This window comes from Faecalibacterium sp. Marseille-Q4164, from assembly GCF_017377545.1.
Lineage (GTDB): Bacteria > Bacillota > Clostridia > Oscillospirales > Ruminococcaceae > Faecalibacterium > Faecalibacterium duncaniae.
The window spans coordinates 478269-490791 of record NZ_JAFREJ010000001.1; the positions used below are offsets into that span (position 1 = coordinate 478269).

The window sequence follows — 12523 nt, forward strand, 5'->3', positions numbered from 1 at the left end:
TCGCCCTCCGTTCTGGAAAGTGTATGCAGAAGGAAGATCACTGAGAACCAAAACACCCCCTGGGAGATTTCCCAGAGGGTGCTCTTTCCGCATTTACCGGCGGAGCCAGTCATGGAGCCGCTGGAAGAGGCTGGGGTGCCCGTGCCGTTCCGCGCGATCAACATCGTGCGGAGCGGGTGCGCTCTGCACAGCCGGAGCAGGTGCTGCTTTCACCGTGGCAGGCTGTTTTGCTGGCTCTGGGGGCTGCTCCGCCACCTGAACCGGCTCCGGTCTCGTTTCGGGCTCAGACGGCCGTTCCGGTGCCTTTATTTCAGGCTGTTCCGGTTCTGCCGCAGGAGCAGCATCCCGGGCGAGCCAGTCATCCCGGAGCAGATCGTACATGTCCATCTGGCCGTTGACAAGGGGCTCACCGGGGGCCGCTTTCATCTTCTGATAGCTGCCGTCTGCCCGCATCTCCCGGGCATTGACGTTATCCCGCAGCTGCAGCTGCAGGATATCGCTCAGCTTCTGGATGAGGACAGGGTCCTCCACCCGGACACCCACCTCCACGCGGCACTCGGTGTTGCGGGTGAGGAAATCACCGGAGGCGATATAGATGCGGGTGGTCACGCCATCGAAGAAGCTGTAGATGCGGCCATGCTCAAGGTAGCGGCCCACCAGACTACGGATATGCAGGTTCTCGGTCTTACCTGGCACCTCGGCGCGGACACAGCAGATACCGCGCACAATCATATCAATGCGGACCCCCGCACAGCTGGCTTCTTCGAGCTTCAGGATGATATCCCGATCCGAGATGGAGTTGTTTTTCAGGATCATGGATGCCGGGCGGCCCAGCTTGGCTGCATTGATGACCCGGTCCATCTCGTCCAGCAGCACGCTCTTGAAGCGCAGAGGAGCCACCAGCATCTTCTCGGTGGTCTCCGTCAGCTTCTGCACGGCAAGGTTCTGGAACACGTTGGAGGCTTCCTCACCGATGCCCAGATCTGCCGTGATGAACGAATAATCGGTATAGAGCTCGCTGGTCTTTTCGTTGTAGTTGCCGGTGCCGATCTGGGTGATGTAGCTGTAGCCCTGCGGGCCCTTCTTGGTGATGAGGGTCAGCTTGGAGTGCACCTTGTAATCATCAAAGCCATAGAGGATAGTACAGCCAGCCTCTTCCAGCTGCTTGGACCAGTCGATGTTGTTCTGCTCGTCAAAGCGGGCACGCAGCTCCACCAGAGCCACCACTTCCTTGCCGTTTTCGGCGGCTTCGATCAGGGCCTGCACGATCTGGGATTCCCGCGCCATCCGGTAAAGGGTCATCTTGATGGAGATGACCTCCGGATCCCGCGCGGCCTTTTTCAGCATCGCGATGAAGGGGCGGATGGACTGATACGGATAACTGAGCAGGACATCGTGCTTTTCCACCTCGGCGGCAAGGTCATAATCCTGGGGCGGCAGCATGGGCCGGGCCGTGGGATAGAACAGCTCCGGGTTTCCCTCGGCCTCCATTTTACCGGTAAGCTTGTAGAAGAAGCTCAGATCCAGTGGGCTCTTCTGGGCAAACACCCGCTTATGGCTCAGCTCTAATTTGTCGCAGAGGAGACGAAGGATCTCCTGCGGGGCCGTGGGAGTTACCTGCAGGCGGACAGCGGCCAGCTTGCGGCGGCGCTTGAGCAGGTCGGCCATGATCTCGCGGTAATCAATATCATGATCCATCATGCCCTCTTTTACATCAATGTCGGCGTTGCGGGTGACGCGGAACAGACACTTTTCCTGGACGGCATCCTTGCCAAAGATGAGGGACGCGTAATGCAGCACCAGTTCCTCTGTCAGGGCAAACTCGGTCTTGCCCTCCCGGCGCACCAGGATCAGCCGCTCCATCTGGCTGGAGATAGGGATCATGCCAAGGCTCTGGCCCTCTTTCTCCTTGAGCAGAGCACCGAGGTAGATCTCCTTATTGCGCAGGAATGGGAACGGGTGGCGGTTGTCCACGATCTGCGGGCTGAGGATGGGGAACAGCTCGTTCTGGAAGTATTTTTTCCAGAAACGCTCCTGCTCCTTATCCATCGCATCGAAGTTTACCTTTTTATAGCCGCAGGCATCCAGATTTTCCAGCGCCTTCTCGTAGTATTTATCGCAGTCCTCCTGCAGATGGGCAACCTTGGGCATGATGGCGTTCAGCTGTTCCTCGGCCGTCATGTTGGTCTTGTTCTCACGCTTGTCTTTGTCCTTCTGACTGCGTGCAAGGTTGGCGCGCTCCTGCAGAGAGCCCACACGCACCATGAAAAATTCATCCAGATTGGAGCCATAAATGGCAAGGAATTTCACCTGCTCTGCCAGCGGGACATTCTTGTCCTTGCCCAGCACCAGCACACGGCGGTTAAAGTCCAGCCAGCTGAGTTCACGGTTGATGAAGATCGTATCCTCTTTCATAGTAGTTTACTCCCTTTTTCCCTGACCTGCGGCTTTCGCCGCAGCGCTTCAGCTCACATAAGCAAGTCCATCCCACTCAGCCACCACCGCTTCTGTCAGGCCGGGCACGGCGGCGGCCTCTTCCACCGCAGCAAAGCGCCCGTACTGCTCCCTGTATTCGATGATGGCCTGGGCGCGCTGTTCCCCCACCCCCGGCAGGGTGCAGAGAGCGTCCTGCCCGGCGGTGTTCAGATCGACCCGCGCCAGCTGGATGAGCGGTGTTTCACTCCCGGCTGCACGGCCCGGCCCTGTCTGCCGCGGAACGGCAAACCCAAACGCCAGCGCGACGCATACCGCGCAGACAAGGGCCGCTGTCCACAGAAATCTCTGTTCTGTTTTTGTGAGACTGGCTTTCTTCATCCCATTGTACCCGACTTTCTCTGAAAAAGAAAGCCCTCTGCGGAGAATTTGCAGAGAGCTTTACAATGATTTTACGCAGAAGTTTCTGCACGGCGCACCATGCCATACAAAAGCTCTGCCGCTGCACCGGCATCGTGGTCAGTCAGGGTCATCCGGTTGGCGGCAAGGCGCAGTTCAGGCGCGGCATCCGCAGGCACAACGCTCTCCCCCGCCAGATGGACAAGGTCGAGCATCTGGGTGCAGCCGGCCAGCACCGTCAGCTGCTCGGCAGCATAGCCGGAGGGAGGGCAGACGGCGTTGAGCATGGTACTGCCTGAGACAAGGCCCGGGGTAAGCACCAGCGTATCCGGTGCAAGGCGCTCCGCATGCAGGAAGGCTGCCGCGTCCCCCAGCGCCTTTTGCAGCGTGGGCAGAATGGGCATCTGCTTTTTGTCCTGATAGAACAGGATGCGCAGAACGTCCTCGCCCTTGACATCGGCGGCGTTGCTCAGCACAAAGGGAGTCCACTCCTGCTTGAGGTGGAACACCAGCCCCTCGCTCATCCGCACAGCACGGGTGGAGCCATCGCGCATCTGCAGGGCAATGCCCACGCCGGACAGGGAGGGCAGCATCTTCAGGACAGACTCCTCCATCCCCTCAAAGCTGCACAGCGCGGTGCCGGAGCCCTCCGAAAAGTTGTAGGCCAGTGTGCCGCCGCAGACCAGTGCGGGCGCACTGAGCCGCACCCCGCCCAACAGAGAGCGGACCGCCCGGGGCGAGCGCTGAGAGAAAACGGTCAGCCTACCGCCCCTGCTGGCAAAAAGCTGCAGCACGTCCCGCTGGAGCTGGGGCAGGTTGCCTGCGGCATCCAGCAGCAGGCTGTCCAGATCACAGAGGACTAAGGTCTGGTCAATGGTCGTCTCTTTCATAGGGTATTTCCTCCTGTGCGCTGACGGAGCGTGGTCAAGAAGCGGGTGAAGTAATCTGGCAGCTCAGAATCGAACCGCAGGTGTTCCCCCGTGATGGGGTGAACGAACCCCAGCGTTTTTGCATGCAGGCACTGACCATGCAGGCTGGTGATGCAGTTGTGGGGGCCGTACACCGGGTCGCCCGCCACCGGGTGGTGGATGGAAGCCATGTGAACGCGAATCTGGTGGGTACGGCCCGTTTTCAGGCGGCACTCCAGCATCGTGAACTCGCCCAGCCGTTCCAGCACCTTGTAGCCGGTGTAGGCGTACTTTGTGTGGGGCTCACTGGCCGGATAGACCGCCATCTTCTTGCGGTCGGTCTTGCTGCGGCCCAGGTTGCTCTCCACAAAGCCCTCATCCTGGGCAAAGCCGCCATAGACGATGGTATTGTAGGCCCGCTCCACGCTGTGCACTGCCATCTGCTGGGAAAGGCCGATGTGGGTTGCATCATCCTTTGCCACCACCAGCAGGCCGCTGGTGTCCTTATCGATGCGGTGGACGATGCCGGGCCGGATCTCGCCGCCAATGCCGGAAAGGCTGCCCTTGCAGTGCCAGAGCAGAGCGTTGACCAAGGTGCCGTCCGGGTTGCCGGGAGCCGGGTGGACGACCATCCCTTTGGGCTTGTTGACCACCAGAAGGTGTGCATCCTCATAGATGATGTCCAGCGGGATCTCCTGCGGCACAGCCTCGATGGGCTTTGCGTCGGGGATCTCCAGCAGGATGATATCCCCTGCCTTGAGCTTCAGGCTCTTGGCCGGGGCCTTGCCGTTGCAGAGCACATGGCCCTCAGCCACAAGGCCCTGCAGGGCACTGCGGGAAAGGCCGGTGTCCTCGCCGCTCAGAAAGCGGTCGATGCGCTGGCCTGCGCCCTCGGCTTCTACGATGTATTCACGCTGCTCCATGGCTTACTGCTCCTTCGGGCCCTTTTTCGTATCCTCGTGCAGCTCCTCCAGGAAAATGACCAGCACCCAGAGTGCCACACCAACGCAGACACAGATATCTGCAAAATTGAACACTGCGAACCGCATGAACAGCAGGTTGATGTAATCCACCACCTCGCCGTTCAGCACACGATCGATCAGGTTGCCGATGCCGCCGCCCAGCACCAGGATGAGTGCGGCCTGCTGCAGACGGTTGTTCCGGCTGCGGAAGAACAGCCAATAAGCAACCAGCAGCAATGCTGCGCTGGTTGCAACGATCAAAAACAGCTGCTTGCCGCTGAGCAGGCTGAATGCCATGCCCTGGTTGAGCACGAACCGCAGCTCCACCACATGGGGGATCAGCGGCATTGCGCCCACCGGCTGCAAAGCGCTGACAGCCCAGAACTTGATGGCCTGATCGAGGCCGACCAGCGCCGCAACGCACAGCAGATTGAAGATCACAAATGCCATAAAAATACTCCCAACGGCGGCATGCTGCCGCCTGTGTTCTGATACCAAAAAGCGGCGCTCCCTGCTCGAAAGGAGCGCCGCAGCGTTTAATTCAGGAAGGCTTATGCTTCCACCACGCTTGCGCAGCGTGCGCAGAGGGTGGGATGTGCGGCGTGGGTGCCGATGTCTGCGGAATACTTCCAGCAGCGTTCGCACTTTTCGCCGGTGGCATGTGCAGCAGCAACGCCCAGACCCTCAACAGCGGAGGCAGAACCACCCTCGCCCTTGACCAGCTCCACATGAGAGACGATCATCAGGTCAGCCAGCTCGTCCATGGGAATGCTGTTCAGCAGGTCATAGACGGCATCATTGCAGTACAGGGTAACGGAAGCTTCCAGAGAAGCACCGATGGTCTTTTCTGCACGGGCCTGCTCCAGCACCTTCTTGACCTCGTCACGGACAGCAATGAGCTGTGCCCACTTGGCCTTGAAGGCATCGTCTGCAGCATACTGGCCTGCCTTGGGCATTGCCTCGAACACAACGTACTTGTTCATGCCTTCGGTCTTGGGCAGGAAGTCCCAGATCTCCTGGCTGGTAAAGCAGAGGATGGGGGCAATGATCTTGTCCAGAGCGACCAGAATCTTGTACATGGTGGTCTGGGCAGCCTTACGGCCCACACCGTTGGTGCAGTACAGGCGGTCTTTCGTCACATCCAGATAGAAGTTGGACATGGCAACAACGCAGAAGTTGTAGACGGCGTGATAGACCTTGTTGAAGTCATACACATCGTAGCCGGCCTTGGCATTCACGATCAGGTCATCCAGAGCAGCCAGTGCCCAGCGGTCGATCTCCTGCAGCTGGTCATCTGCCACACAATCGGTGTTGGGGTCAAAGCCATCCAGATTGCCCAGAATGAAGCGGGCGGTGTTGCGGATCTTGCGGTATGCCTCGCTCAGCTGCTTGAAGATATTCTTACCGGCGCGCACATCCACAGTGTAGTCGGAAGAAGCGACCCACAGGCGGATGATATCCGCACCGTAGTCCTTGATGATCTCGCTGGGCTCCACGCCGTTGCCGGCGCTCTTGTGCATCTGCTTGCCCTGCTCGTCCACGACCCAGCCGTGGCACAGAACGGACTTATAAGGTGCGCAGCCCTTGGCAGCCACGCTGGTCAGCAGGCTGGACTGGAACCAGCCGCGGAACTGGTCGCCGCCCTCCATATACATGTCGGCCGGGAAGCTCAGCTCCGGGCGCTCCTCCAGCACGGCAGCGTGGGTGGAACCGGAATCGAACCAGACATCCATGATGTCGGTATCCTTGGTCCACTCGGAAGCGCCGCACTTCTCGCAGACTTCGCCTGCGGGGATGATCTGCTCTGCCTCGTACTTGTACCAGGCATCGGAGCCCTCCTTGCGGAACAGCTCGCTGACAGCCTTGATGGTGGCATCGGTGATGTGGTAAGCGCCGCACTTCTTGCAGTAGAAAGCCGGGATGGGCACACCCCAGGTACGCTGACGGCTGATGCACCAGTCGTTGCGGTCACGGACCATGCCCTTCATGCGGTCGTGGCCCCAGTCAGGCATCCACTTCACGGTGTCGATGGCCTTGTAGACATCGTCACGGAACTTGGCAACAGAGCAGAACCACTGCTCGGTGGCACGGAAGATGATGGGGTTGTGGCAGCGCCAGCAGTGGGGGTACTGATGCTTGATGTGCACCTGACCCATGATGACACCGGCTTCGGTCAGGTCGGCCAGAATGGTCTTGTTGGCAGCCCAGACACGCTGACCTGCGTACTTACCGGCCAGCTCCGTCAGGCAGCCGCCGTCGTCCACAGGAACAGTGATGGGCACGTTGTACTTCTGAGAAACATTGAAGTCATCCACGCCGTGGCCGCCTGCGGTATGGACGCAGCCGGAACCGCTTTCCAGCGTGACATGGTCACCCAGGATGACGGTGCCCTCCTTGGGCAGGTAGACGTGATGATAGCGCATCAGCTCGAACTCAGCGCCGGAAACAGGCTCGCCCACGATCTCGTAGTTCTCGATATGGCAGGCATCCATCACGCTCTTGACCAGCTCGGTGGCCATGATATGGTACTCCTCGCCGATCTTGACAAAGGAATACTCAAAGGCACCGTTCAGGCAGATGGCCTCGTTGGCGGGCAGGGTCCAGGTGGTGGTGGTCCAAATCACGAAGTAGGTCTTATCCATCGGGATGCCGTGCTTTGCCAGCACACCGTTGGGATCCTGAGAAACGTGGAAGCGGACGAAGATGGAATCGCAGTCGTCCTCGCCGTACTCGATCTCTGCCTCAGCCAGAGCGGTGCGGCAGTCGGGGCACCAGTACACAGGCTTCAGGCCCTTGTAGATGTAGCCCTTCTTGGCCATCTCGCCAAAGATCTCGATCTGGCGGGCCTCGAACTCAGGCTTCAGGGTCAGGTAGGGGTGCTCAAAGTCACCGATAACGCCCAGACGCTTGAACTGGTCGCTCATAATGTCGATATGCTCGGTGGCAAACTTTTCACAGATCTGGCGCAGCTCCAGCTTGGAGATGTCCTTCTTCTTCTCGCCCAGAGAGGACAGAGCCTTCAGCTCAATGGGCAGGCCGTGGGTATCAAAGCCGGGCACATAGGGAGCCTGGAAGCCCTCCATGTTCTTGTCGCGGATGATGATATCCTTGATGATCTTGTTCAGGGCGGTGCCCATGTGGATGTTGCCGTTTGCATACGGAGGGCCGTCGTGCAGGACAAACTTGGGCTTGCCGTCGTTGTGCTTGATCAGGTTGTTGTACAGGTCATTCTTCTCCCAATCCTCCAGCATGGCGGGCTCCTTCTTGGGCAGACCGGCACGCATCTCAAACAGAGTCTTGGGCAGATTCAGGGTACTGTCGTACTGAGACTTATTCTTAGCCAATGGTTACACACTCCTCTAATTTACTAAAACGCTTTGGGATCACTCGCTGAACTTCACGCCCTTAAAAGCGGCGTAGTCCGGCGCTGCAGCCTCATCCTCGGCGGCAGGGGCCGGGGGCGGGTCGAGCTTGAGCTGGCTCTCGTCCTGTGCCCAGAACTCCTCGCTGGTCTTTTCATCCGCAGGGGTCTCGTCCTCAGCATCCACATCCGCTGCAGCGGGCTGTGCCTCGGCGATCTCCTCGGTCACAGCGGCGGCAGTGGTCTCGGCAGCTGCCGCCTCATCCTCGGCAGGAACATCCTCTGCGGGCTCCTCTTTCTGGAACTCAGGCAGGCGGCTCAGAGACTCAACATGGCTGCGGTACAGGTTCAGCACATCGGACTTGAAGCGGGTCACTTCCAGCCGGACGCGGTCATACTCGCGCTCCTGGGCAAGCTTTTTCTCGTTTGCCTCGTTGATGATCTCATCCGCACGGTCACTTGCCTTTTGCAGCAGCTCGTTGGCATCACGGATAATATCATCACCGCGCAGATTTGCGCGATGCAGGATCTCTTCCGACTTCTGGTTTGCTTCCCGGATGACATTCTCACCCATCCGCTGGGCATTGATCAGCGCGCTCTTGAGCATATCGCCGTCAGCCTCGTAGCTCTCCATTTCCTTGTGCAGACGCTGATTCTCGGCGGTCAGCTCAGCGATCTGGCGGCGCAGCTCCTCAGCCTGATCTTCATCCTGCTTCAGCTGCTCCTCTACTTTATCCAGGAAACGGTCCACCTCTTCGGTCCGGTAGCCGCGGATGTTCTTTTCAAACTGTGCAGCACGCACATCCTGCGGGGTCAGCATAGTGGTTTCCTCCCTTTTTATTCAATATTGAAAAAACTCGATGATCGATCGGTCTTTTTTGCTTTTTCCGGGCAGGGCCGTCAGGCCAAAGCGCCCCTTGCCGCGCACCGTGAACACATCACCCTCATACACCGGGGCGTGGGCGCTCTCTGCAGGCAGGTGGTTGATCTCCACCCGGCCCGCCGCGATCCACTCACACGCCTGCCCGCGGCTGCAATGGAGCATGGCCGCAAGCACAGCGTCCAGCCGCAAAGAGGACACGGTGGCTGTCTGCGTTTTGCGCTCTGCCTGCGGGAATTCGGGTACCTCATCCAGCGAAAGCAGCGTGGTGATGACCTCTGTCCGGCCCACCTGCAGCAGTTCCCGGCAGATGAGCTCCCCCGCCGTTTCCAGCGCAAAGACATAGGCAGTGCCCGGCGTATCGGCCGGAAGCACGATATCTCCCAGCGCTTCACGCCGCAGCTCCAGCCCCATCAGGCTGCCCAGATAATCCTTGTGGCCCGGCAGTACCGCCCCGGAAAGGGTGTGACAGGTCAGCTTCACACAGCACAGCGGGCTTGCAGGGTAGCAGCCCTCCGGCTCCAGGCAGAGCAGCTTCCGCTCTGCTCCGGGCCAGCCGCCCTCAAAATGATGGTCGCTCTCCGGCACATCGGCACGGTTCAGCGCCGCGCGGGCCAGATCCTGTTCCCTGTCGCTCAAAAAGCCGGAGTAGCGGGCAATGCCGCGTCCCTCGGCCGCGCGGGCCAGATCTTCTACATGGCGCATCAAAAAGCGCTCTTCATCGGTGCGGGCGGGCACAAAGCCCCGCACTGCCCTGGGAGCAGGATCAATAGAACGCGCCATTGTTCTCCAGCTCGTCCAGCAGATCGCCCATAATGTCCACGTTGTACGGGGTAATGATGAAGGTGCTGTTGGCAACGCGCTTGATCTGGCCGTTGTTGGCGTAAGCCACACCGGACAGGAAATCCACCAGACGGCGGGAAACTTCCTTGTTGGTAGACTCCAGATTCAGCACGACCGTGCGCTTGTTGTTCAGGTGGTCTGCAATGGTGCTGGCATCCTCAAAGCGCTCGGGCTTTACCAGAACGACCTTGAGCTGGGTGGTGGCGTGGATGTTGACCACCTTGTTCTTCTTCTGGGCACCCTCCACCGGCTCTTCCTCTGCATCGTCCATGCCAACGCCGAGACCGCTGTTGTTGTTCACCATCTGGGGGCCATCGTCGATGTACTGATCGTCGTAATCGTCCTCACCGCCGAAAAGGCCCTTTTTGAGACTATCCACGAAAGACATAGTATCTGCTCCTTTCATTCGGGCAGCCGCAGCTGCCTGGCGCCTTTTGCAAAAGAGATGCAAATAGCTTTTACTATTATCGGATTTTTTGCCGCAGATGTCAATAACTACAAAAGTTTTCCATCATACAAATTTTGTCCGGAGACAATAATCTCGTCATAAAGCCGAACCTGACTGACAGAACCAGCCGTTCCGCTGGGCAAAACGATGAGGTCATCGCCATCCGTGATCTGCGGATGGGCATCGTCCACAGGGTCGATGCGGCAGAAGCGGGCCAGGTTGCCGTACTTCACATACACGCCGGGGATGTAGTTCTCGCCCTGACCCTCTGCCTCGGAGCCGTCCTCCTTGAGGTAGTGCACCGCAGCAGCAGGCACCCGCAGGCCGGTGTTGCGCCCCACGATGATTTGGGCATCGGCACAGTTCAGCCGGAGCACATCGCCGTTGATGATCTCGCAGGAGAGGACGAAGCGGGCAATGTCGTTTTCCGCATCGATGTTCACCTCGCTGACCTTTGCCTTGAGGGGCGTTTCCACCTGACCGGGAAAGCGGATCTCAACGCTCTTGGTCAAGGGCTTGCCGTCCCTGCCCAGCAGCTTTTCCGCCTGTTTGGCCGAGCACACCCCGGCATAGTACCAGGTAAAGCCCGAAACGATCTTTCCCGCGCAGCCGTCCAGCGCGATCTCCGGAGAGGATTCAACGTAAGCTTTCAGGTTGGCTGCATCCAGCGCAAGGATATCGGCAGAACCTGCGTTCAGCCGCCCGGAACTGGAGCTGCGGATGAAATAGCCCGTCTGCGGGGCCGTGATCTGGGACGGATTGCCCAGCTGGGACTGCACCGTGGCGGCCTGCTGGGTCAGCGCGGTGATCTGGTCGGAGAAGCTGGCCACCTCGCCGGTGATGACCCAAAGCTTGTTCTGGGCCAGAATGTAATTTTCCTTCTCCGCATCGGTATCCTCGTAGTCCCCTGCATCCAGCGAATCCATCAGGTCGTACAGAGCAGCGGAACGGTTCTTGCGCAGGGATTCCAGCTGCACCGAAGTGGTGTTCTGGGAGCGCTGCAGCAGGTCGATCTGGTCATTGATCTGGGTCAGCTGCTGGCGCAGGGTGGCCTGCGCTGCATCGCTGTAGATCTCAGCCACCGCTGTGCCTGCCGAAACACGCTCGCCATCTGCCACCAGATACCCCAGCGTGCCGCCGCCCGCAACGTAGCTTTCCTCGAACAGAAGCACGCCTTCGGCATCCACAGTGTCCTCCACCGTAGCCAGCAGGGCGGTCTCGTAGGTATTGGGCGGAAACAGCACCTGCATTGCCTGATAGCCCACATACAATGCCGCCAGCAGCAAAAACACGATAACGACAGCGGCCAGCGTTTTCAGTGCGCCGGAAATGCCCTCGCGGTTTTCTTCCTGCATATCGCTCATCCTTTCGCTAAAAATTCATTTGTGAGACATGCGGCCTGTTCCCGGACATCCGGAGCCGAGGCATCCAGCCAGCAGATGCCTTCCATGTGGCGGAACCAGGTCAGCTGGCGCTTGGCATAGTTGCGGGAAGCCTGTTTCAGCTTCTCCACACAAGGGGCAAGCGCGCTCTCCCCCGCAAAGTAGGGGAAGAATTCTTTATATCCGATGGCTTGGGCCGCCGTCTTATAAGTATCCCGGTGTTCCCACACATGTTTTGCCTCGTTCAGCAGATCCTGCTCCATCATCTGATCCACTCGCAGGTCGATGCGGCGGTAGAGCTGGGCGCGCTCCGGGAAATCCAGCCCAAGGATCAGAGAACGGTAGGGCTTTTCGGGCGGGAGTGAGTCAGCTTTCTGCTCACTGAGCTTTTTGCCGGTGGCGCGGTAATGCTCCAGCGCCCGCAGCACCCGGACATGGTTGTTCGGATGGATGGCCGCCGCCGCTTCGGGGTCCACTGCCTGCAGCTCCGCATACATGGCTTCCGGACCCTTTTGGGTCAGTTCTGCGGCCAGCTGTTCCCGCAAACCGTCCGGCGTTTTCTCAGCAGCAAAGCGGACACCATACAAAAAGCTCTGGACATAGAGCCCGGTGCCGCCCACGAGGATGGGCAGATGTCCTCTGCCGGAGATCTCATGCTCCAGCGCTCCGGCCAGCGCGGTGAAATCTGCCACGCTGAACGGTTCATCAGGCTGCAGGATATCCACCCCATGGTGCGGAATGCCGCGAGTCTCCTCGGGGGTCACCTTGGCGGTGCCCACATCAAGCCCTTTGTAGATCTGCATCGAATCGGCGCTGATGATCTCCCCGCCGAACTGCTCGGCCAGCGCAACGCCCAGCGCGGTCTTGCCGGAAGCCGTGGGGCCGACCACGGCCAGCACCGGGTGCT

At 59.4% G+C, this 12523-nt stretch carries 11 protein-coding genes; all 11 read right to left on the minus strand.

Annotated elements, in window-relative coordinates; translation table 11 throughout:
- Nucleotides 1-93: 93 nt before the first annotated feature.
- The 11 genes from ppk1 to miaA all read right to left on the minus strand — a co-directional run bounded on the left by ppk1 (nucleotide 94) and on the right by miaA (nucleotide 12515).
- Entirely contained in the window at nucleotides 94-2415 is a 2322-nt protein-coding gene (gene ppk1, locus J3352_RS02305) for a polyphosphate kinase 1 (RefSeq protein ID WP_156065773.1), read from the minus strand.
- Between the two features lie 48 nt (nucleotides 2416-2463).
- Nucleotides 2464-2814 carry a helix-hairpin-helix domain-containing protein gene (locus J3352_RS02310; protein ID WP_156065775.1) on the minus strand — a complete coding sequence of 117 codons (351 nt, stop codon included), beginning with the start codon at nucleotides 2812-2814 and terminating at the stop codon, nucleotides 2464-2466.
- Nucleotides 2815-2885: 71 nt separating this feature from the next.
- A complete protein-coding gene (locus J3352_RS02315; RefSeq protein WP_156065777.1) occupies nucleotides 2886-3722 on the minus strand; it encodes an HAD hydrolase family protein in 837 nt (278 codons plus the stop codon).
- A complete protein-coding gene (locus J3352_RS02320) occupies nucleotides 3719-4663 on the minus strand; it encodes an RluA family pseudouridine synthase (protein WP_097771932.1) in 945 nt (314 codons plus the stop codon). The genes J3352_RS02315 and J3352_RS02320 overlap by 4 nt, the downstream gene beginning before the upstream one ends.
- 3 nt (nucleotides 4664-4666) lie before the next feature.
- Nucleotides 4667-5152, minus strand: coding sequence for a signal peptidase II (gene lspA / locus J3352_RS02325; protein WP_097771174.1), 486 nt, complete (start codon nucleotides 5150-5152; stop codon nucleotides 4667-4669).
- A gap of 101 nt (nucleotides 5153-5253) precedes the next feature.
- Nucleotides 5254-8046, minus strand: coding sequence for an isoleucine--tRNA ligase (gene ileS, locus J3352_RS02330; RefSeq protein ID WP_097771931.1), 2793 nt, complete (start codon nucleotides 8044-8046; stop codon nucleotides 5254-5256).
- 39 nt (nucleotides 8047-8085) lie between these two features.
- Nucleotides 8086-8883 carry a DivIVA domain-containing protein gene (locus J3352_RS02335; RefSeq protein ID WP_097771930.1) on the minus strand — a complete coding sequence of 266 codons (798 nt, stop codon included), beginning with the start codon at nucleotides 8881-8883 and terminating at the stop codon, nucleotides 8086-8088.
- A 21-nt stretch (nucleotides 8884-8904) separates the two neighbouring features.
- Nucleotides 8905-9726, minus strand: a complete 822-nt coding sequence (locus tag J3352_RS02340) for an RNA-binding protein (RefSeq protein WP_097771929.1) — start codon at nucleotides 9724-9726, stop codon at nucleotides 8905-8907.
- Nucleotides 9710-10174 carry a cell division protein SepF gene (locus J3352_RS02345; RefSeq protein WP_035394461.1) on the minus strand — a complete coding sequence of 155 codons (465 nt, stop codon included), beginning with the start codon at nucleotides 10172-10174 and terminating at the stop codon, nucleotides 9710-9712. The genes J3352_RS02340 and J3352_RS02345 overlap by 17 nt, the downstream gene beginning before the upstream one ends.
- A gap of 107 nt (nucleotides 10175-10281) precedes the next feature.
- Nucleotides 10282-11589 (minus strand): HlyD family efflux transporter periplasmic adaptor subunit, encoded by a 1308-nt coding sequence (locus J3352_RS02350; RefSeq protein WP_227610638.1) that lies wholly within the window; start codon nucleotides 11587-11589, stop codon nucleotides 10282-10284.
- 5 nt (nucleotides 11590-11594) lie between these two features.
- Nucleotides 11595-12515 carry a tRNA (adenosine(37)-N6)-dimethylallyltransferase MiaA gene (miaA, locus tag J3352_RS02355; RefSeq protein ID WP_097772320.1) on the minus strand — a complete coding sequence of 307 codons (921 nt, stop codon included), beginning with the start codon at nucleotides 12513-12515 and terminating at the stop codon, nucleotides 11595-11597.
- Nucleotides 12516-12523: the final 8 nt, after the last annotated feature.

What these genes read in the sequence shown, in the direction of transcription:
- J3352_RS02310 (WP_156065775.1), bottom strand. Translation starts at nt 2,814, where the DNA reads ATGAAGAAAGCCAGTCTCACAAAAACAGAACAGAGATTTCTGTGGACA.
- J3352_RS02320 (WP_097771932.1), bottom strand. Translation starts at nt 4,663, where the DNA reads ATGGAGCAGCGTGAATACATCGTAGAAGCCGAGGGCGCAGGCCAGCGC.
- J3352_RS02345 (WP_035394461.1), bottom strand. Translation starts at nt 10,174, where the DNA reads ATGTCTTTCGTGGATAGTCTCAAAAAGGGCCTTTTCGGCGGTGAGGAC.
- J3352_RS02340 (WP_097771929.1), bottom strand. Translation starts at nt 9,726, where the DNA reads ATGGCGCGTTCTATTGATCCTGCTCCCAGGGCAGTGCGGGGCTTTGTG.
- ppk1 (WP_156065773.1), bottom strand. Translation starts at nt 2,415, where the DNA reads ATGAAAGAGGATACGATCTTCATCAACCGTGAACTCAGCTGGCTGGAC.
- J3352_RS02315 (WP_156065777.1), bottom strand. Translation starts at nt 3,722, where the DNA reads ATGAAAGAGACGACCATTGACCAGACCTTAGTCCTCTGTGATCTGGAC.
- lspA (WP_097771174.1), bottom strand. Translation starts at nt 5,152, where the DNA reads ATGGCATTTGTGATCTTCAATCTGCTGTGCGTTGCGGCGCTGGTCGGC.
- J3352_RS02350 (WP_227610638.1), bottom strand. Translation starts at nt 11,589, where the DNA reads ATGCAGGAAGAAAACCGCGAGGGCATTTCCGGCGCACTGAAAACGCTG.
- J3352_RS02335 (WP_097771930.1), bottom strand. Translation starts at nt 8,883, where the DNA reads ATGCTGACCCCGCAGGATGTGCGTGCTGCACAGTTTGAAAAGAACATC.